Below are 19,474 nucleotides of genomic sequence, written 5' to 3'. Positions count from 1 at the left end.
AGCGATGCGCGCGATCCGATGGCCGCAACTGGTGCGGCGGACGCACAAATGGCTGGCGCTGCTGATCGGGGTCCAGGTCGTCTTCTGGACGGCCACGGGCTTCTACATGGTGGTCGTCCATATCGACACCATCCATGGCGATCATCTCGTCCGCCCCGTGCCGGCTCCCGCCGTCGCGCTTGCCGGACTGTCCTCGCCGGGAGCAGCCGCCGCCGCGGTGCCCGGAGCCAGCGAAGTGCGGCTGATCTCCCGCCTCGGCCGCCCCGCCTGGCGGGTGCAGGGCACAGCGGGTGTGGCGGTGTTCGACGCGCGGTCCGGCGCGCGCCTGGGTGAACTGAGCGAGGGCGAGGTCCGTGCCGCCGCGAGGGCGCGCTTCATGGGCGATGCGGAGATCGTCCGCGCGACCCGCCTCACGGTGCCGGTTCAGGAAATGGGCAAGCGCGCCCCGCCCTATTGGCAGGTCGAGTTCGCCGGCTGGAACCGCCCCACCCTCTACATCGCGCCGCAGACCGGCGAACTGCTTGCCCGGCGGCACCTGTTGTGGCGAGTCTTCGACTTCGCCTGGATGCTCCACATCATGGACTATGGCGAGCGCACGGACGTCAACAATCCGCTGCTGCGCGTCGCTACCTGGACCGCGCTCGCCATGGCGCTGACCGGCGCCTGGCTGCTGGTCTGGGCCTTTCCCCGCCGCAAGAAGCGAAAGTCGATCTGATGCGCCTGCGCCTTTCCCAATTGCTGTTCCGTCGCATCCACAAATGGGTCGGCCTGGTGCTCGGCATCCAGTTCATCCTCTGGGCGCTCAGCGGCTCGATGATGGCGTTGCTCGACGCGGACGCCGTCGGCGGCCATGCCGGCCCGGCGGCGCATGTCATGCCCATCGCGACCGAAGGGCTGGTCGCTCCCGCCCGTATCGCGGGCATGCAGGCGGTCAATGGCATGGCGCTGCGCAACCTGGCCGGAACGCCCGTCTATGAATTGACCACGGCCTCGGGCGTCCGGCTCGTCGATGCCCGGTCGGGCGCGCCGGTGCGTATCGACGGCGCCCGTGCCGCCGCGATCGCCGGCGAAGGCGCCACGGCGCCGGTCCTGCGGACCACTCTGCTCGACCGACCGAATCTGGAGGCGCGCGAGCATGCCGCGCCGATGTGGCGCGTCGACCTTGGTGACGCCGAGCATTCCAGCATCTATGTCTCGGCGACGACCGGCCGGCACCTCGTCACTCGCGGCGATACCTGGCGCACCTGGGACTTCTTCTGGATGCTCCACAACATGGATTATGCCAGCCGGACCAGCTTCAACCACCCGCTGATCATCCTCGTCGCCTTCGGCGTGCTGTGGCTGTCGGGCACCGGCTTCTATCTGCTGTTCAAGAGCTTCCGGAAATCCGACTTCCGCTGGCTGCGCCGCCGCAAGCCCGCCGCGCGCTGAGCCGGTTCAGTCGAGCTTGACCTCGAAGGTGGCGGTCAGCGCGTAGCGGCTCGCCGGGTGCGTGAGCATTGCGTGCGAAACCAGCCGCTTCCCGCTCCAGGTCCGGCGGTGCATCACCAGGACGGGATCGTCCGCCTGCATGCCGAGCACCGCACGCACTTGGGGATCGGGCATCTCGGCGGTCACCCGATGCTCCACCCGGGCGATCGGCGCAATTCGAGTCAGATATTCATTGGGGGTCTGCAGGCGGAAATCCATGTCGCCATAGCCGGGCGCCATCGACGCCAGCACCAGCCGGTCCTCAAGCTGCAGCGGGAAATCGGCCTCGTGATGCACGATCAGGCTGTGGAACAGCCGCGTGCCCACTCGAACATCGAGCAGCGCCGCATGCGCGGCATCGGCCTTGATCGCTTCGTTGCGCAGCACCCGCGCCCTGTAGCTGTGCCCGCGCGCGCGCACCTCATCGGCGATGTTGCGGATCTCGATCATGTGGCCGATCGGCTTGGGATCCGCAACGAAGGTGCCCGCACCGGCGCGACGCGTCAGGAAGCCCGCGCCGGTCAGCTCGCGCAGCGCGCGGTTCGCGGTCATCCGCGACACGCCGAACTGCTCGACGATCTCCGCTTCGGAAGCCACCCGATCGCCCGGTTTCAGCTTGCCGGAGCGGACCAGTCCAAGGATCGACCGCTTGATCTCGCGGTAGCGGGGTTCCGGCACATCGCTTGCCGGGGCTTCCTCGATTTCATGGGAATCCCGGGGGAGTGCTTCGGCGTGATCCATCGAAGCTGTATATAACGCTCGCGGCGGAGCGCCATGGCGCGTCCCCGAAATGGTGGCTTTTCACGGTGGATGGCTCCGGCTTCGGCGCATCGCGGCGTGCGGTGCGGCCGGTGCGCAAGGACATCCGATCGCGTCACCTATACCTTCGTATAGATCGAGGCGACCAAGAGATAGCGGCGACGCCGTTGGTATCTCTAGCTGATCGCCCTGCCGGAACCTAAGTCGCATGCTGCAATCCCGGGCTGGCTTCGCTTCGGATCGCACCGAGGAACCAACAACCATGCAATGCGACAGTAGTCGAGAAACCGCGCCACTGTCGCCGTCTGGTCGGAGCTGAGGTTCGGCTTCCTGCTGGCGGCGCGGTCGCGCCACAGCGAGGTGCCGGCATGAACATCCCTTGAAACGGAACGCATCCGTGCGCCGACAGAGCGGCAGTCCGCGCCGTGGCGCCGCCGATGCACGGAAGCGCATCTTCGACAACGCAATTTCATCGCGGCGAGCCGGTGCGGGAAACGCGCATTCGCGGCGCGGATCCGGGCGGCGCTCCGGCGCAGCCCATATTGACGAAGCTCGCTTGGTCAAAGCCAGGAAGACGACATGACCCTGATGACGAAGGCCCCGCTGGGCGCGCCCAAACGGCCCCGCGATCCCAGGCTATCGGTGCGCGCGATCCGCGAGGCGCGCAACAGCGTGGGGACGACGCTGACCAATTTTCGCGCCAGCGGTGACGGGCTGACCGAGGCGGAGGCGGCAGCGCGCCTGGCCAAGGACGGGCCGAACGAAGTAGCGCATGATCGCCGCCCGCCCGTATCCGTTCAGCTCCTGCATGCCTTCGCCAATCCCTTCATCGCAGTGCTGATGACGCTGGCGGCGATCTCGTCGATAACCGATATCATCATTCCGCTGCGCAACGGCGAGGCCGCGGACTATACCGGCGTCGTCATCATCGTGACGATGGTGATATTGAGCGCATTGCTGCGCTTCTGGCAGGAATATCGCTCGGGCAAGGCCGCCGATGCGTTGAAGGCAATGGTGCGCACCACGGCCACGGTGCGGCGGCGCAGCAATGACGATGCCGAGCCGCACACGGGCGAGATACCGATGGCGGCGATCGTCGTCGGCGACATCGTCCAGCTTTCCGCCGGCGACATGATACCCGCCGACATACGCCTGCTCGAATCGCGCGATCTGTTCGTCAGCCAGGCCGCGCTGACCGGTGAGGCGCTGCCGGTGGAAAAATATGACACCCTGGGCGCGGTGGCCGGCAAATCGGCCACCGCGGCGGCGGACGATGACGCCAATGCGCTCGATCTGCCGACGATCTGCTTCATGGGCACCAATGTCGTGAGCGGCACCGCGACCGCAATCGTCGTCGCGACCGGGGCAAGGACCTATTTCGGCTCGCTGGCCAAGGCGATCGTCGGCTCGCGGGCGGAGACCGCGTTCGATCGCGGCGTGAACTCGGTCAGCTGGCTTCTGATCCGGTTCATGCTGGTGATGGTGCCCGTGGTGCTGCTGATCAACGGGTTCACCAAGGGGGACTGGACCAACGCCTTCCTGTTCGCCCTCGCCGTCGCGGTCGGCCTCACGCCCGAGATGCTGCCGATGATCGTCTCGTCGAATCTCGCCAAGGGCGCGGTGGCGATGGCGCGGCGCAAGGTCGTGGTGAAGCGGCTCAACGCGATCCAGAATTTCGGCGCGATGGACGTGCTGTGCACCGACAAGACCGGCACGCTGACGCAGGATCGCATCATCCTCGAGCAGCATCTCGATATCCATGGCGAGCGCGACGATGCCGTGCTGCGCCACGCCTGGATCAACAGCCACCATCAGAGCGGCGTGCGCAACCTGATGGATCAGGCGGTGCTCCGCTTCGCAAGCGAATTGCCGGACGTGATCCGCCCGGTCGAGAGTTATCGCAAGATCGACGAGCTGCCGTTCGATTTCATCCGCCGCCGCCTTTCGGTGGTGGTCGAGGACGCCGCGGGCCGGCAGCTGATCGTCTGCAAGGGCGCGGTGGAGGAAATGCTCGGCATCGCGCACGCCATCCGCGATGGCGGCGCGGTGCGTCCGCTCGGCGACGAGGAGCGCCATGCGCTGATCGCCCGTGCCCGTGCCATGAACGCGGAGGGTTTTCGCGTGCTGGTGGTCGCGACGCGGGTGGTGCCGCGGGACGAGCGCAAGCCCCTCTACGGAATCGCGGACGAGCGCGACCTCATCGTCGAGGGCTTTCTCACCTTTCTCGACCCGCCGAAGGAAAGCGCCGCGCCGGCGCTCGCCGCGCTTGCCGAGCATGGCGTGGTGGTGAAGGTGCTGACCGGCGACAATGAAGTGGTGACCGCGCGCATCTGCCGCGAAGTGGGGCTGGAGCCGGGGCAGCCGCTGCTCGGACGCGAGATCGAAGCGCTCGACGATGCGCGGTTGCGCAGGCTGGTCGACGAGCGGACGATCTTCGCCAAGCTCACCCCACTCCAGAAATCGCGGGTGCTCAAGGCGTTGCAGGCGAATGGCCATACCGTCGGCTTCCTTGGCGACGGGATCAACGACGCTCCTGCGCTGCGGGACGCCGATGTCGGCATCTCCGTCGACAGCGGCACCGATATCGCGAAGGAGTCGGCCGATATCATCCTGCTCGAAAAAAGCCTGATGGTGCTGGAGGAAGGCGTGCTGAAAGGGCGGGAAACCTTCGGCAACATCATCAAATATCTCAACATGACGGCCAGTTCGAACTTCGGGAACGTCTTCTCGGTGCTGATCGCCAGCGCCTTCATCCCGTTCCTGCCGATGCTGGCGATTCAGATCCTGATCCAGAATCTGATGTACGATGTGTCGCAGCTCGCACTGCCCTGGGACAGGATGGACCGCGAGTTCCTCATGCGTCCGCGCAAGTGGGACGCGCGCAATATCGGGCGTTTCATGCTGTGGATCGGACCAACCTCGTCGATCTTCGACGTGACCACCTTCGCGCTGCTGTGGTTCGTATTCGGTGCCAATTCCCCCGAGCATCAATCGCTGTTCCAGTCGGGCTGGTTCGTCGAGGGGCTGTTGTCGCAGACACTGGTGGTGCACATGCTGCGCACCCAGCGCATCCCTTTCCTCCAGAGCGTCGCGGCGTTGCCGGTGTTGGTGATGACGGCGCTGATCTGCACGCTCGGCGTGTTTCTTCCCTTCTCCGCGCTCGGGCCGATGGTGGGATTTCAGCCGCTGCCCTGGCAGTATTTCCCCTGGCTGGCCGGAATCCTGCTGAGCTATTGCATCGTCGCCCAATCGATGAAGACGCTCTACATCCGGCGGTTCGGACAATGGTTCTGAATCGCGGCGCCGTGGCGTTCCGGGGGCCTTTCCCGCAGGAAGGCTGGCACGGCGATGGCCGGGGCGGACGACCCGAGGGATCCGGGCCCCCGCCCGAACCCTCGTGGCGGGCGCGTCTGGCCCGGCTGGTCGCATGGGCGATGGCCATCGGCGCGATGCACCTGCTCGCGATGGCCGCGATGCTCGCCCGGCGCGGCGCGATCTCCCGGCGACAATGGCTGCATGCCTCGCGCTTCTGCCATCGTCTTCATCAGGCCGCTCTCGGCATCCTGCGCAGGAGCGGATGACCATGCGGACGGGCTTTCCGGGACGTCGCCGCGGCGGGCGGCGCAGAATGATCGACGGCAGGCGATCCGCGCGGCATAGAGAAGGAAGTCGACACGCACGACGCAGGCATACCCGAAGGCTTCGCGATGAACTCAGGCACAATGTCGTGACGCGACGGCTCGGGAGCGGCCTGGAGCGCGGACGGGCAATCAGGATCACCCTGCTGGTCGCCGCCATCGCCGCGATCTTCGTCGTCGATACCGTGACCAACTACGCCATTGCCGCGGCGGTATTCTACGTTGCGGTGATCCTGCTCGCCACACGCTGGATGCGGCCCCGATCGGTCGTCATCCTGGCATCGGCCTGCGGGGCGCTGACGGTGATCAGCTTCACGCTCACCCATTCCGGGCTGTACGAGGTCGGCATCATCAACACCGGGATCAGCCTCGTCGCGATCGCGGTGACCACCTATCTCTCGCTCAAGCTGGTCGCGGCGGAGGCCGCGATCCATGACGCGCGCGAGCGGCTCACCCGCATCGCGCGGGTGACCAGCCTGGGCGAGCTCACCGCCTCGATCGCGCACGAAGTGAACCAGCCGCTCGCCGCGGTGATGACGAGCGCCGGGGCGTGCCGGCGCTGGCTGGCCGCCGATCCCCCCAATATCGAAAAGGCGGAGCGCGCCGCCGAGCGGATCGTCGCGGAAGCCAGCCGCGCCAGCGAAGTGATAGCGCGCGTGCGGGGCCTTGCCAGCGGCAAGTCGCCGATACGGGGAGCTTTCGATCTCGGCACGCTGGTGCAGGAGATCGTCGGACTGGCGCGCGGACAGATTGATCGCAACGACATATTGCTGCGGCTCTACCTGCCGGAAGGCCTGCCGCGGGTCTTTGGCGATCGGGTGCAGATCGGCCAGGTCATCGGCAATCTGCTGCTCAACGCCATCGACGCCGTGATGGCGGATCCGGCACGCGGACATGAGATAGAAGTGATCGCTTCCCTCACCCAGGACGGGTCGAGCGTCACGCTCGAGGTTGCCGATTCCGGCATCGGCTTTCGTGGGCAGGAAGCGGAGCGGCTGTTCGATGCCTTCTGGACCACCAAGCAGGACGGCATCGGGCTGGGGCTCACCATCAGCCGCGCGATCGTCGAGGCCAATGGCGGCCGCATCTGGGTCGAGGAAAGCGAGCTGGACGGTGCGGCCCTCCTGTTCACCCTGCCGGTCGCGCCGGTCGATGCCGCGGAGAAAGCCGGAACATGACCGATCCCGAATCCCCGATCGTCTATATCGTCGACGATGACGGCTCCGTCCGCGAAGCGCTGGAGGATCTGCTGTCGTCCGTCGCGCTGGGTTCGCGCTCGTTCGCCTCGGTCCAGGAATTCGTCGGCGCGGCGCGCGCGGAGGTGCCGTCGTGCCTCGTGCTCGACGTCAGGATGCCGGGACATAGCGGGATGGCGTTTCTCGCCCATATGGCCGAACGCGGCACCGCCCTGCCGACGGTGATGATCACCGGCCATGGCGATATCGCGATGAGCGTTCGCGCGATGAAGGACGGCGCGATCGAGTTCCTCACCAAGCCGTTTCGCGATCAGGACCTGCTCGACGCGATCAATCGCGGCATCGAGATCGATCGCGCCCGCCGTGCCGCCGCGGCTGCAACGCAGCATGTCCGGCAATTGTGGGAAGCGCTCTCCCCGGGTGAGCGCGAGGTGGCGCGGCTGGTGGTGCGCGGATTGCTCAACAAGCAGGTCGCCGCCGAGCTCGGGCTGAGCGAGATCACGGTAAAGGTCCGTCGCGGCAACATGATGCGCAAGATGGAGGCGCGGACGCTGCCCGATCTCGTCCGCGCCTTTGATCGCATCCACGCCTAGGACCGGCTGCTCCGGTCGCGACGGACCGCATGATGGATGCGGACATGTTCGGCATCGATCCATGCCAGCAGATCCGCCGCCGCGCGGCTTCTTCGGCGATGGGGCAGCAACAGGATCTCCATGCCGGCCAGCAATCGCAATCGCAGCCGGAGCTTCAGCGGCATCGGCATAGGATGATCTGGTGGCATGGCCGTTCTCCCGGTGTCAGATCTTCGCGTTCATGCTGAACAGGACGGTGCGCGGCGCGGCGCGCATGAACGTCTGATAGTCGCCCGAAACCGAATAGCCCCCGATCCCCACGGAGCCGATGTTGTTCCGGTCAAGGGCATTGGTGACGTCCAGGCGGAACAGCAGCTCCGGCATGCCGGCGCGCTTCGGCAGCCGATACGAGGCGTGTGCGTTCACTTGCCAATAGGCGGGCACATATATGTCGTTGCTGTAGGTGAAGGGATCGTCGAGATAGAGCGTGCTGGTTGCTCCTGCCTCGAACCGGCCGCGCTTCGCCGAGACCTGGGAAATCAGCGAGACTCCCGGATAGCCCGGCTGGAAATGCCCCTTGAGCGGTGTCGCCTCCCCCGCCACCACCAGATCATCGGCATAGCGCAGCTTGCTGACCGAAACGGACTGCGAGATGTCCAGCCAGGCGGTGGGTTTCAGGTCGATGATCGCATCCGCTCCGAACAGCTCGGATCGCGGCACGACGCCGACGGTGCGCACCGGATTGAATTGCGGTCCGCTCGTTCCGTTGAGCAGGCGATTGAGGATGATGCCGTAATAGGCGTCGACGTTGATGCTCAGCGCGCCGAGCCGGTGATATCCGCCAACCGTGAAATTCCAGTCCTTCTCCGGCTTGAGCGTGGCACGCGCCGCATCGAACAGTTCCTGGCTGTCCGCAGCCCAGGCGGAAGACACCGGCCCGATATTGCCGCGTGACGACACGCGATAGCCCACCGCCGTCTTGGCGATGTCGAGATAGAGCGAGGTGCGGCCATCCGGGTGCCAGTCGATCGACAGATGCGGCAGGAACGGATCGGTGGTCCTCAGCGTCCCGTTCGGCGCGCGGTCGGGGCCGATGCCGCCACCCCTGGTCGAGAAGTCCACCGATTTGAAACCGGCATCGATCGTCACGGTCTCGCTGGGTTTGAAAACATCCCGCACATAGAGCTGGAAGGAATCGGTCCTCCAGCGCGAGTCATTGGCGATCTGGAAGGCTGGCCCATAGACATCATAGGGGCCGATCGCCCGCAGCGGTGCGCCCTGCCCCGGCAGCGGCTGATCATAATAGGCGAAACGCGAGGTGGACGCGCCGCGCTCCATCCAGGCGCCGACGGAGACGGTGTGGCCCCCGCCCTTCCAGCCAAGGTTCGCTGCGCTCCCGAAACGCCGGGGGCGCGTCTGCCAGACCTGGGACGAGAAGGGCGCGCCGGTTTGCGAGGGCGTCGAGACATCCGAGATCTCGATGTCCGACTTGCCGATCGCGGCATAGCCCATCACGCTTCCGGAGAGCCGCTCCGTCAGGTTAAAGCGATGCGTGACGTTCCCGACAAAATCGTCGGTCGCCTGGCCTGTGTCATAGGGGATGAGCGACGCCAGCTCCCCGCAGCTATACGCTCCGCACGGCTTGTTCGCATTCTCGGGCGCGGCGATGAAGACGGCGCGCGCATAGTTCGGATAGAGGATGTCGGTCCCGTTCCAGCCGAGCTTGGCCAGCATGTCGAACGAAGTGTTGTTATAGCCCCAGATCTCGGCGCGGGCGAAGGAGAAGAAGGCGGTGAGATCGCCCCAGGGCAGGTCCTGAACGAGCTTGGCGTTGGCGCGCAGCATGGATTGGGTTCCGGCGCCGGTATATTTGTCCTTGGATATCCGCTCGATGCCGAGCAGCATTCGCGGCCCCTCCTCGCCGATCCGGCCGGTATTGACCGTGGCACTGGTCACCAGGCTATGATCCCCGCCGAAGCCCTGCGTCATCTCCATCGCGAAATTGGGCCTGGGATCGGCGATGGCGTAGCGCATCTCGCCGCCATTTCCCGTGTTCGAGAAGGTGCTCACCGCGGCCGCGCCGGGCGATATCCTGACCGAATCGATATTGCCGGCGACACCGATGTTGAGCGGCGCGGTGCCGGTTACGCTGCCATAGCTGCCGTCGTTCAGCGGGATGCCCTCGAAGGTGATCGCAAGCTCGTTCTGGCGGAACCCGCGCACCAGCAGGAAGCCATCGGACAGATCGAGACCATAGGCATCGGTCGACGTGAAAGTGACGCCCGGCAGGTTCTTGACCAGCGCCAGGGCGCTGCTGCCGGACAGCACGTCGGACCAATCGCTTTTGGTGAGGGCATAATCGCCTGCCTCGACCGGGCGCTTCGTGCCGTCGGAACGCGCCGCACGCGTCGCGGTCACGGTGATTTCCGCGTCCAGCTGGGGTTCCGCGGCGGGCGCGGTCACGGCATCGGATGTCTGTGCCCGGACCGGTGCGGCGACGCCGCCGATCATGCCGATCGCCAGCGCCGATTGACCACAATGGATGAGGATTTTCGAGAATGGGAGCACGGGAATTCTTTCTGAAGACGGCGCACGCGCCATCCGTCCGCCGCGCGAACGGCAGATGATGAGGCGCGGGTAGGAAACAGATCTGGCGACCGCCACCGGCGGCGAGCCGGTGGCGCGGAGATCAGGCGTTGTGCATTCTTGCCTCCTCGGGAACGGCCCGGAAGGCGAAGGCGATCAACTCGCCGCCGGCACCGCGGCGTCGAGGCTCATCGACCTTCCGTCATCCGGGACGGGATCGGGATGGCACGATGCGGACCATGGCGCTGGGCGCTCCCATTGCCGCAATCGTCCGACGGGTACCGGTTCGCGGGTTCATCACATCCCCTTGATTGCACGGGCGCGAGATGCCCGATGCCGCGCTCGGACTATTCCCGGTGGTCGGTATGGCGCAACGCTACGATGGTATAGGCGCATGCCTGGAACGCGCGCGCGGCGGCGATCCGCGGCGCCTGCACGGTGCCATGCGGGGAAGCTATCCCGGCCGGGGCCTTCAGGTGCTCGTCGCTACCTCGTCATTGGCCAGGCGGGCGCGAAGCGCCTTCTTGTCCACCTTGCCGACGCTGGTCCGGGGAAGGCCGGCAAGCACCAGCACCCGCTCGGGAATGGCGTATCGGCTCAGGCGCCCGGCATCGACATGGTGCATCAGGCCGTTCCGCAGCAGTTCGGCGCTCGGCGGATCGCCGCAAGCGGCGGCGACGACGAAAGCGACGGGCCGCTCGCCCCATTTGTCATCCGGAACCCCGATGACCGCGGCTTCGGCCACCGATGGCAGCTCCATGAGAAGCGCCTCGAGGGCGATCGACGAGACCCACTCTCCGCCGGTCTTGATCACGTCCTTCAGGCGGTCGACGATCCGGATGGCTCCGTCCCGGTCCATCGCGGCGACGTCGCCGGTGTGCAGCCAGCCTCCCTCCCAGAGCGTGTCGGAGGCGGCCTGGGCGCCATAGCCCTGCGTCAACCAGGGCGCGCGCAGCATCAGTTCGCCCCCGCCTGCCTCGTCCATGCGCGCATGGACCAGCGGGATCGGAAAGCCGGCCCGGCACAGCTCCGCGGTATCGCCGCCCGGCGATCGCGCCAGCGCGACGACCGGTCCCGTCTCGGACATGCCGAAGCCGACGAGCGTCGACAGGCCGGCACGGGCCGCCTCTTCCGCCAGCGACGGCGGAAGGGCGGAACCGCCGATGACCACCGTCCAGGGGGCCAGGGACTCCGCGCCTTCCCGGGCATCGAGCAACATGCGCAATATCGTCGGAACGCAATGCGAGAAGCTGACCCGCTCCCGCCGCTTGAGCGCCAGCAGGTGCTTCGGATCATAGCGCCCGGGATAGACCTGCTTGAGCCCCAGCATCGTCGCGACGAATGGCAGGCCCCATGCATGGACGTGGAACATCGGCGTCATCGGCATGTAGACGTCGCCGCGCCGAAGGCCCTGGCCGACGGGCTGGCTCGCCAGGGTCGCCGCCAATGCCAGCGTGTGGAGGACCAGCTGCCGATGGCTGAAGAAGACTTGCTTGGGGCTGCCGGTGGTGCCGGTCGTATGGAAGGTGGTGGCGATCGCGTTCTCGTCGAAATCCGCGAACCGGAAGGAAGGCGGCGTCGCCGCGATCCGCGCCTCATAGCTGTCCGCGCTCGCTCCCTCCTCCATCAGGATCGCGTCGCGGACCGCGGGAAGGTGCGGCCGGATCCCGTCGAGCAGCGGAACGAAATCGGCATGGTGGAGGACGAAGGAAGCACCGGATTCGCGCAGCGTATATTCGATCTGGGCCGATGACAGCCGCACGTTCACGGTCTGCAGCACCGCACCCATCATCGGAATGGCGAAATAGCATTCGAGATAGCGATGGCTGTCCCAGTCCATCACCGCGACCGTGTCACCCGCCCGCACCCCGCGTTCTGACAGCAGGGTCGCCAGGCGCGTCACGCGATCGAGCAGATCGGCATAGGTGAAGCGCCGCCGGCCGCTCACGATCTCCGCCGTTGTCTGCTGCGCCACATTGGCCAGCAGATGGCGCAGCAGGAGGGGATAGGCATAGGCATCCGCTGCCGGCGTCATCAGGATTCTCGGGGTGGTCACGGCTTCTCCGGCGGCAATTGCGATCAATTGGGCGTGGTGCGCCGTGGCGGGCGGCAGGCGGCGCGCCTGCTGGTGTCCATCCCGGTCACCGGCTTCGCGCCAAGGCTGGGATCGCTGCCCTTGAGCACCGCCATCGGAACCCGATCCGCCTTGCGGATGACCTCGGCGAGCATGGCCGTCTGGCGCGCCGCCAGCCCGGCATCCAGCTTGTCCATGTGCCCGTTGGGAGCGATGCTCAGCAGATAGCTGGGGCCGCCGATGAGCGCCATGTGCGGAACGCCGCTTTCATGGAACACCACGCCCGTGGTGACCCCGGGCCCCGGTTCGACGCCGTGCCGCAGCAAGTCGTGCCGCTTGATGCCTTCGATCACGATATCGGTCAGCGGCCCGGCGGACGTCGGACAGTTCATATATTCGTTGTGCCCGGTGGGCCCATAGCCCTTGCCGGGGATGTCCAGCCATTCGCTCGATCCCAGATGCTCGATCGTGAACGCCGCCGCCGCGCGCTTCATGAGCTCGGGGTGCGCCAGCGCCCAGCCCGGTGCCTCCGGCATCTCGCCGGTCATGTGGCCGGGCCAGCCCGCGAAGACCAGGCTCCGGCGCAGCCGCTCGCCCTTGGGCAGGCTGGCGAAGTGACGGGCGAGGTGCAGCAGGGTGATGCAGCCATTCTCCTCCACGAAATTCTGGCCATCGGTGTGGGTGTCGACGATCATCACCTCGTCGCTTTCGCCGGGCAGGATCGCGGTGAGCTGCGGCACGTCTCCGGTCGTCCATTCGGCATCGAGCGTGAGGCGGGCCGTCTTGCCGGCCTTGGCCGCGCGGCGGAGCTCCTCGCCCGCATCCTGGCCGACGAACAGCGCCGGCACCTTCGGCCTGTAGTGGGAGGCATGGGGGGAATAATTGCCCTCGATCATCGCCGACGAGACGTCCATGATGATCGCCACGCCGGCGACACCGCGCTCGGCCAGCGCGTCGAGCGGAAATGCCGGGGTCGTCCACAGCCGGTGATAGGGCGCGTCGAGCGACGCGGCCGCCGGTTCGTCCCGTACATGGACGAAATGGGGATGAGTGAGCTTCCCCATCGTCATCCGCGGAAGCTGCCCGTCGAAGACGAGGATGCTGCCCTTCGGGAAGTCGGGAAGCGCCTCGGGGCCGGTCGGCTTCAGCAAGCCGCCATAGACGAGCGGCCCGGTGACGCCTTCCGGACCGGTGGGCGCCGAACGGACGAAGAAAGTGACCTTGTCGACAGGCCTGCGCGTGCCGCCGTCCAGGACCTCGAGGCTGACGCGTTTAGGATCCCATCGCCGGTAGCTGTACGATTCGCATGGGCCGAGCAGGAGGCCGGCGTCCTGGAACTGGCCGGCCATCCAGTCCACGAACGCGAGATGGTTGGCGTTGCCGGGAAGCCGGGGGCCGAAATCGACCATTTCCTGATAGTCCCGCCGGATATCCGCGGCGGACGGCAGCGGCACCGGCGTTCGCCGCGGTCGGATCGATGCGAGCGCGCGGACCGGAGCACTCGCGCTCGCCAGCGCGCAGGCGGCGGCGAGGAGCGTGCTCCGGCGTGAAATGAGCGATTGGTCATGCATGCGAGCGATCTCCCATTCGTGTTCGGCAGCGATCTCTCGCCCGGCTAGAATTTGATGTTCACACCCGCCGTGAACTGGCGTCCAGTCACATCGTAGAGCAGCGGATTGGTGGGGATGAACGTGAAGAGCGTACCGTTCGGCGCCAGCGGCGGGGCGCGATCGAACAGATTGTTGACCGTCAGGAAGAAGCGATAGCCATCCTTCAGGCGCACGGCGGCGGTCAGGTCGGTATAGAAGACGGACTTCACGCGATTGTTCTCGATGGTCTTCGGTTCGACCCGGGTGACGTCATAGGTCCCCGCGCCGATGAACCGCTCCTGTGCGAAGAGTTCGACCGGGCCGCTCTTCCAATCCAGGCCGGCGGTCGCGCTCCAGCGCGGATTGGCGCTGAGGCCGACTTCCCCGGCCCGGTCTATGGACGGGCCGTTGCGGATGTCCTGCCGCTGCTTGTCGAGATAGCTGGCGATGAACCGCACGCTCGCGGCACCGCCGAGGACCTGCCCGCGCGGCCGGTAGTTGAGTTCGATGTCGAGGCCGGACGTCGCCAGCCGGTTCAGGTTCAGCGTCGGCGACTCGATGCGAGTGATCTGCCCCGCCGGGTTGCGGGTGATGTTCGCGCAGAGACTGGTGGCGCCGGCCAGGCATTGGTTCAGCGTCAGCTGCGGCGTCAGCGACGAGATGATGCCGGCGATGCTGATGGAATAATAGTCGACCGACAGGGTGAGCCCCGGCGTGAAGGCGGGGCTGAGGGCGATACCCGCGGTATAGGTGTCGGCCTTTTCGGGCTGTAGCGAAGGGTTGCCCCGAGCCGCCTGGACGATGGGCACGGTGACGCCGTTGTCGATCACCGAGCCGGTGTTCTGCACGATCCCCGCGAACAGCTCCGGCACGTTGGGCGCGCGGATGTCGCGCGAGGCGGTGCCGCGCAGGCGCACCCCAACCACCGGCTCCCACACCGCGCCGGCCTTCCAGGTCGTCACCCCGCCGCTCGTGCTGTAATTGGTGTATCGCACGGCGCCGTTGACGTCGAGCGCATGCAGGAAGGGCAGATCGCGGGCGAGCGGCACCGCCGCCTCCGCGAACACTTCCCACAGATGGTACGCGCCCTTCACCGGAAAGACGTTGGTGAGCAGCCAGCCGCCGGGCTGGTTCTGATAGGCCGGAGGAAAGCCGCGGATGCCGGTGGCGTCGTTGATGCTCTGCGCGATATCGTCGGCAACCTGGTCCAGCGCGACGCGGCGATACTGGCCGCCGGCCGCGAGGGAGACCGGCCCGGCCCAGGTCGAGAAAGGCTGCGCGCGCAACGAAAGGTCGGCGACGTCCTGGGTGAAGTTGGTGGTGTAGCTCGACGCCCCCTCGACATAGGCTATGGCAGCCTGGGAAGGCGCGCCGGCCCCGAACAGGTTGATCGGAACGCAGCCAGGATACAGGCCCGGATTGGTGAGCGTGACCCGGCAGACGATCTGGCTGGTGGCAGGATCGCGCACCGCGTCCACCGCGGCATAGAGGCGTTCGAGCGCCACATTGTTGTAGGTCCGGATGTTGGTCCGGTTCCTGCCATGCTCGAAATAGCCCTCGATCTGGAGCCCGCCTGCCCCGGCGAAGCGGAAGCCGGCGGTGAGATCGAGCGTGCGCGCCCGTGCCGTCGCGTTCGCCGGCTCGCCAAAGTCGAAGTTCACCCGGCCCATCGCGAATGCGGGCGTGTTCGTCGTGGTCAGCACCTGTTGCACCGCCGGATTCAGGAAGGCGTTGCCGCTGAAGATGGTGAAGCCGTTGAAGCCGCCCGGGTTGAACTGCTGGGCCTGGTTATAGTGGTTGCGGGCTAGCGCGAGGCTGCCCTGGGCGTAGAGCGTGAGCGACGGCGTGACGTCGAACTCCGCGTGCCCGAAATAGCTGCGGGTGGTGACGTCGGCGGAAAGGTTGCTGAACACCTGGGCGCCGTCCCCGCCGACCTGGATCAGCCCCGATTGCGCCGACCCGCGCGAATAGGGAACCAGCGTTCCGCCGGGAGCGAATTGCTGGAAGGCCAGCGGCCCGCTCAGGATCAGGCCGCCGGGAGACGCAGTCGACGACCGCAGATCGTCGCGGAAGATCAACTGGCCCGGAACCGCCGGGTTGCCGAGGAAGCCGGTGCCGCGCCGCCCCCAGTCCCGGTCGCCGACGCTCTGGATGCCGCCCATCTCGAAATAGGTGGCGCTGGCCACGATCCGCCCGCGCCCCTCGGCAAAGGACTGGCCGGCGGTGATGCTGGCCTTGTAGGTCGGGGCGTCGCCCTTGTCGGAGATGCCCGCCTGCGCGGTCGCCTTGATCCCGGTGAAGCGCGTGTCCAGCACGAAGTTCACGACGCCGGCCACGGCATCGGACCCATAGGCGGCCGAGGCGCCGCCCGTCACGACATCGACGCGCTTCACCAGCTCTTGCGGGAACAGGTTGATGTCGGTCGAACCGTCGCGGGACGAGGGCGCCGCGCGGCGGCCGTCGATGAGCACCAGCGTGCGCTGCACCCCGAGATTGCGGAGGTTGAGATAGCTTCCGGACTGCGGCCCCACTGCCCCGGTAAAGGCACCTGCCGGACGCGTCGATCCGCGGAACGACGGCAGCTGGTTGAGCGCCTCGCCGATCAGGCCGGGCTGGGCCTTGGCCAGGTCCTCGGCCGCCATGACCGTGACGGGCGTGGGAGCCTGCGACCCGTCGCGGATCGCCCGTGATCCGGTCACGACGATGTCGGCGCCGCCGGCAGGGGTCGTTCCCGCATCCGTCTGTAAGTCCTGTGGCAGCGCCTCCCCCGGCGGGTTCGCTGCGGATTGCGCATATACGGGAGCCACCATCAGCGCTGCCGAGCATGCGGACGCAAACAATATCGGCCTGATCATTGACCCGCCCCTTTTCAGCCTTGGGCGCGACCATCGTCGTCTGCCCGTCCTCTCCATCCAATGACTCCGCCAATAGCGCGTCCGAGTCAATATCTTTCTTTTGTTAGGAAGGAATATGTTTGACAGCCAGCTCACCCCTGGCGGCGAACCCCTTCGGAATCGGGGACGAATCTATTTTCTTTCCTGGAAAAAAGTGCTTACCGAGGCCGGGAAGCTTGGGCATTCGCGAGTTTCACTCCCGCCGGGAGAGGCGGGCGGCAACAGTTTCAACCGGGGTTTGGACGTGACAACGCAACGGAAGTCGAGAAAGTCGCCGTCATCGCGGCGCTCGAACGCCGAACGTCGCGAAGAGTCGATGACGATCATTCTCGATCATGCCGAGGCGGAGTTTGCCTCCAAGGGATATGACGGCACGACATTTGTGAGCGTTGCCGAGGCCGCGGGCGTGGATGCCGCGCTGATGCGCTATTATTTCGGCGACAAGGAGCAACTCTTCGCAGCCGTCTTCCGCAGGCGCGGTCCCGTGGTCAACGCGCTGCGCGTGCAGGCATTGGACGCCTATCGCGCCGCGACCGGCGGGCAAGGCACGCTCGAGGGGCTCCTCGAGGCATTTACCCGCCCGGGCTTCGAATTCGGCATGCTGAGCGAGGGGCATCGCAACTACGCCGCCATCGTCGCATTCGTGAACAGCTCGCGCGGCACCATGCATGCGCTGATGTCGGAAGTCTTCGACGAGGTCTCGCGCGTGCTGATCGACGACATGCAGCGGCTGATGCCCGAGGTTCCGCGCGAGACCCTGTACTGGGGCTATCACTTCCTCACCGGCGCCTTCACCTTCTCGCTTGGCCAGACCGGCCGCATCGACCGGATCTCCGGAGGGTCCGTCTCCTCCGAGGATTTCGCGGGAATTGCCGATCGCCTGCCCGCCTTCGTCGCCGCCGGTATCAGGTCGCTGGCCGCGCGCTGACCGGGATGCGGCCAGGAGCCCGCCCTCGTCACCCAGCCGGCGTTCCTCGCGCCTGATCGCGGATGCCTTGCATCATTCGGCGCGGACACTCGGCTGGGCGGCCTCAATAGCCGCCCGGGGCAAGTCTTTGCGATAGCCACCAGATGTTGCCCGAGGGATCGGCCAGGCCGCCTTGCTGTTCTCCATATGGCCGGAAACCCACCGGACTGACTTCGCGCCCACCGCTCGCAACGGCACGCGCCATGGCCTCCTTCGCGTCGACGACATAGAGGTAGATCGCCGCGCGCGACGCGGCTTGGCCGCCCCGAGCCTCGCTTACCATGATGGTCGTGTCGCCGAAGCGAACATGCGCATTCAGGACGGTGCCGTCAGGCGCGGCGTGAATGTCGATGATTTCGCCGCCCAGGCCCTCGTCAAGGAATCCCAGATAGTCGCGGGCGTTCTTGACGAAGAGATAGGGGAAGACTCGCGTGAAGCCGGGCGGGATGAGCGGCTTCGATTCTTCCCTGGTCGATTGCTGCATTTCGGCCTCCTGAGAATTTCGATCGGTCGCCGGCATGCCCGGCCAGTTCGCCAGGTCCTGCCGGCGCGCCATGCTCAGCTTGAGCAGAATGTTCGCGAGATGAAATTTGACGGCCTCGACGCCGATTTCGAGCCGCTCGGCGATCTGCCGGTTCGTCATGCCAAACCGTGCCGCCTTCGCTACGCGCCACTCCCCCGGCGTCAGAATATCGGGATAGGCGGGCCGTCCTCTCTTCCGGTTGGCGTTCATGCCGGAAGCTTATCGGCGCGAGACGGGAATTTCACTCCCCGGGCCCCGGGGCCTGAAAGGCCGGAAAAGGCATTGACGCCGGCATATCGCCCAAGGGGAGGGAAAATCGGGTTGCTGCGCGATATCCTGGCCAAACATCGCGTCACCAGCATTCACGCGAAACCTAACCCGCGCAGCCGCGCCGAACTCGGTGATCGGATCGGCGACGCAACAACGGCTCACTCCATGCGAAGGGCACCGACAAAATGGAAACCCAGCTGGTCATCGGGCCGATCGGCCAGATTTCGCGCCAGGTGAAGGACATCGCCGCTGCACGGCATTGGTATGGCGAGGTGCTCGGGCTCGAGCATGTCTTTTCGCTCGGCGATCTGGCCGCTTTCGATTGCGGCGGCGTCAGATTGCTTCTGACCGAGGAGCCCGGCGGCGGCGGCGGCGGATCGATCCTCTATTTTCAAGTCGAGGATATCCACCTGACGCTTGTCGCGCTCCAGTCCGCTGGCGTGGAATTCATGCACCCACCGCGCAGGATCCATCGGCACGGAGACGGTACCGAGGAATGGATGGCCTTCTTCAAGGACAATGAAGGCCGCGCGCTGGGGCTCATGACACGCGTCAGGCCCCCGTTGGACATCTCGACCGAAGATCGTCCGCAAGGGGCCGCGGCGACCTGACCGTTCATCCGGAAGGAAAACGCCAGGCGCGGCCTTCGGGTGGCCGCCCCGATGCGCTGCTCACCACTGAAAGCGCAGCGAACCCACCACTGTCCGCCCCGCGCCGAAATAGCAGCTGTTGCTGAAGGGGCAGGCAGACACATAGGTCTTGTCGAACAGGTTCGACGCATAGAGCGCGAGCGAGAAGCCCCGCAGCGCCGGCGTCGCCTGCCCGAGATCATAGCCGAACATCGCATCGACCAGGGTAAAGCTCCCGGTCGTGAAGCGCTCGAAGGTGGTGACGCCGTTGATCCCCTTATAGGTGGTGGTGCCGTCCGAGCCGCCG

General features: G+C 66.4%; 16 protein-coding genes. 8 read left to right on the top strand and 8 right to left on the bottom strand.

Annotated features, from left to right (window positions below):
- The first annotated feature begins 4 nt into the window (after positions 1 to 4).
- On the top strand, positions 5 to 715 hold the full coding sequence (locus tag ACIQCS_RS07545; protein ID WP_345851475.1) for a hypothetical protein: 711 nt from the start codon (positions 5 to 7) through the stop codon (positions 713 to 715).
- The gene (locus ACIQCS_RS07540; RefSeq protein ID WP_401530517.1) at positions 712 to 1,431 is read left to right on the top strand and encodes a PepSY domain-containing protein; all 720 of its coding nucleotides are present in this window, start codon (positions 712 to 714) and stop codon (positions 1,429 to 1,431) included. Before ACIQCS_RS07545 ends, ACIQCS_RS07540 begins: the two co-directional genes overlap by 4 nt.
- A 6-nt stretch (positions 1,432 to 1,437) precedes the next feature.
- Here ACIQCS_RS07540 and hutC read toward each other — a convergent pair whose 3' ends face one another.
- Positions 1,438 to 2,148, bottom strand: coding sequence for a histidine utilization repressor (hutC, locus tag ACIQCS_RS07535; protein WP_401530483.1), 711 nt, complete (start codon positions 2,146 to 2,148; stop codon positions 1,438 to 1,440).
- A gap of 660 nt (positions 2,149 to 2,808) precedes the next feature.
- On the opposite strand from hutC, the gene mgtA reads away from it, so the two are divergent.
- The 4 genes from mgtA (at position 2,809) to ACIQCS_RS07515 (ending at position 7,656) form a co-directional block, all read left to right on the top strand.
- Positions 2,809 to 5,523, top strand: coding sequence for a magnesium-translocating P-type ATPase (gene mgtA, locus ACIQCS_RS07530; protein ID WP_345851469.1), 2,715 nt, complete (start codon positions 2,809 to 2,811; stop codon positions 5,521 to 5,523).
- Positions 5,514 to 5,810, top strand: coding sequence for a hypothetical protein (locus ACIQCS_RS07525; protein WP_345851468.1), 297 nt, complete (start codon positions 5,514 to 5,516; stop codon positions 5,808 to 5,810). The genes mgtA and ACIQCS_RS07525 overlap by 10 nt, the downstream gene beginning before the upstream one ends.
- Before the next feature lie 146 nt (positions 5,811 to 5,956).
- Positions 5,957 to 7,045, top strand: a complete 1,089-nt coding sequence (locus ACIQCS_RS07520) for an ATP-binding protein (protein ID WP_345851467.1) — start codon at positions 5,957 to 5,959, stop codon at positions 7,043 to 7,045.
- Positions 7,042 to 7,656, top strand: coding sequence for a response regulator (locus ACIQCS_RS07515; protein WP_345851465.1), 615 nt, complete (start codon positions 7,042 to 7,044; stop codon positions 7,654 to 7,656). Before ACIQCS_RS07520 ends, ACIQCS_RS07515 begins: the two co-directional genes overlap by 4 nt.
- Here the strand turns inward: ACIQCS_RS07515 and ACIQCS_RS07510 are convergent.
- From ACIQCS_RS07510 to ACIQCS_RS07490, 5 genes are all read right to left on the bottom strand, one after another.
- Positions 7,653 to 7,826 carry a hypothetical protein gene (locus ACIQCS_RS07510; protein ID WP_345851464.1) on the bottom strand — a complete coding sequence of 58 codons (174 nt, stop codon included), beginning with the start codon at positions 7,824 to 7,826 and terminating at the stop codon, positions 7,653 to 7,655. The genes ACIQCS_RS07515 and ACIQCS_RS07510 overlap by 4 nt on opposite strands.
- Positions 7,827 to 7,860: 34 nt before the next feature.
- On the bottom strand, positions 7,861 to 10,203 hold the full coding sequence (locus ACIQCS_RS07505; protein ID WP_401530479.1) for a TonB-dependent receptor: 2,343 nt from the start codon (positions 10,201 to 10,203) through the stop codon (positions 7,861 to 7,863).
- Positions 10,204 to 10,693: 490 nt separating this feature from the next.
- The gene (locus ACIQCS_RS07500; protein WP_345851460.1) at positions 10,694 to 12,277 is read right to left on the bottom strand and encodes a long-chain-fatty-acid--CoA ligase; all 1,584 of its coding nucleotides are present in this window, start codon (positions 12,275 to 12,277) and stop codon (positions 10,694 to 10,696) included.
- 23 nt (positions 12,278 to 12,300) lie between these two features.
- Positions 12,301 to 13,866: a hypothetical protein gene (locus tag ACIQCS_RS07495; RefSeq protein WP_345851459.1), complete on the bottom strand. Its 1,566-nt coding sequence runs from the start codon at positions 13,864 to 13,866 to the stop codon at positions 12,301 to 12,303.
- A gap of 44 nt (positions 13,867 to 13,910) precedes the next feature.
- Positions 13,911 to 16,694, bottom strand: a complete 2,784-nt coding sequence (locus ACIQCS_RS07490) for a TonB-dependent receptor domain-containing protein (protein ID WP_401530475.1) — start codon at positions 16,692 to 16,694, stop codon at positions 13,911 to 13,913.
- 160 nt (positions 16,695 to 16,854) lie between these two features.
- Between ACIQCS_RS07490 and ACIQCS_RS07485 the strand changes: the two genes are divergently transcribed.
- Positions 16,855 to 17,706, top strand: a complete 852-nt coding sequence (locus ACIQCS_RS07485) for a TetR/AcrR family transcriptional regulator (RefSeq protein ID WP_345851457.1) — start codon at positions 16,855 to 16,857, stop codon at positions 17,704 to 17,706.
- Positions 17,707 to 17,809: 103 nt separating this feature from the next.
- On the opposite strand, the gene ACIQCS_RS07480 is transcribed toward ACIQCS_RS07485, so the two are convergent.
- The gene (locus tag ACIQCS_RS07480; protein WP_345851456.1) at positions 17,810 to 18,478 is read right to left on the bottom strand and encodes a LuxR C-terminal-related transcriptional regulator; all 669 of its coding nucleotides are present in this window, start codon (positions 18,476 to 18,478) and stop codon (positions 17,810 to 17,812) included.
- A 245-nt stretch (positions 18,479 to 18,723) separates the two neighbouring features.
- Between ACIQCS_RS07480 and ACIQCS_RS07475 the strand changes: the two genes are divergently transcribed.
- Positions 18,724 to 19,149: a VOC family protein gene (locus ACIQCS_RS07475; protein WP_345851455.1), complete on the top strand. Its 426-nt coding sequence runs from the start codon at positions 18,724 to 18,726 to the stop codon at positions 19,147 to 19,149.
- Between the two features lie 60 nt (positions 19,150 to 19,209).
- Here the strand turns inward: ACIQCS_RS07475 and ACIQCS_RS07470 are convergent, their stop codons facing one another.
- Positions 19,210 to 19,380, bottom strand: a complete 171-nt coding sequence (locus ACIQCS_RS07470; protein ID WP_345851454.1) for a hypothetical protein — start codon at positions 19,378 to 19,380, stop codon at positions 19,210 to 19,212.
- Between the last annotated feature and the right edge of the window lie 94 nt (positions 19,381 to 19,474).

Origin of the sequence: Sphingomonas sp. NPDC092440, from assembly GCF_044754985.1 — a bacterium.
Lineage (GTDB): Bacteria > Pseudomonadota > Alphaproteobacteria > Sphingomonadales > Sphingomonadaceae > Sphingomonas.
The sequence above is the reverse complement of the archived record's forward strand: the minus strand, read 5'-3'. Positions and strand labels throughout refer to the sequence as shown.

What these genes read in the sequence shown, in the direction of transcription:
- ACIQCS_RS07545 (WP_345851475.1), top strand. Translation starts at nt 5, where the DNA reads ATGCGCGCGATCCGATGGCCGCAACTGGTGCGGCGGACGCACAAATGG.
- mgtA (WP_345851469.1), top strand. Translation starts at nt 2,809, where the DNA reads ATGACCCTGATGACGAAGGCCCCGCTGGGCGCGCCCAAACGGCCCCGC.
- ACIQCS_RS07525 (WP_345851468.1), top strand. Translation starts at nt 5,514, where the DNA reads ATGGTTCTGAATCGCGGCGCCGTGGCGTTCCGGGGGCCTTTCCCGCAG.
- ACIQCS_RS07515 (WP_345851465.1), top strand. Translation starts at nt 7,042, where the DNA reads ATGACCGATCCCGAATCCCCGATCGTCTATATCGTCGACGATGACGGC.
- ACIQCS_RS07510 (WP_345851464.1), bottom strand. Translation starts at nt 7,826, where the DNA reads ATGCCGATGCCGCTGAAGCTCCGGCTGCGATTGCGATTGCTGGCCGGC.
- ACIQCS_RS07495 (WP_345851459.1), bottom strand. Translation starts at nt 13,866, where the DNA reads ATGCATGACCAATCGCTCATTTCACGCCGGAGCACGCTCCTCGCCGCC.
- ACIQCS_RS07490 (WP_401530475.1), bottom strand. Translation starts at nt 16,694, where the DNA reads ATGGTGGCTCCCGTATATGCGCAATCCGCAGCGAACCCGCCGGGGGAG.
- ACIQCS_RS07485 (WP_345851457.1), top strand. Translation starts at nt 16,855, where the DNA reads ATGTTTGACAGCCAGCTCACCCCTGGCGGCGAACCCCTTCGGAATCGG.
- ACIQCS_RS07480 (WP_345851456.1), bottom strand. Translation starts at nt 18,478, where the DNA reads ATGAACGCCAACCGGAAGAGAGGACGGCCCGCCTATCCCGATATTCTG.
- ACIQCS_RS07475 (WP_345851455.1), top strand. Translation starts at nt 18,724, where the DNA reads ATGGAAACCCAGCTGGTCATCGGGCCGATCGGCCAGATTTCGCGCCAG.
- ACIQCS_RS07470 (WP_345851454.1), bottom strand. Translation starts at nt 19,380, where the DNA reads ATGTTCGGCTATGATCTCGGGCAGGCGACGCCGGCGCTGCGGGGCTTC.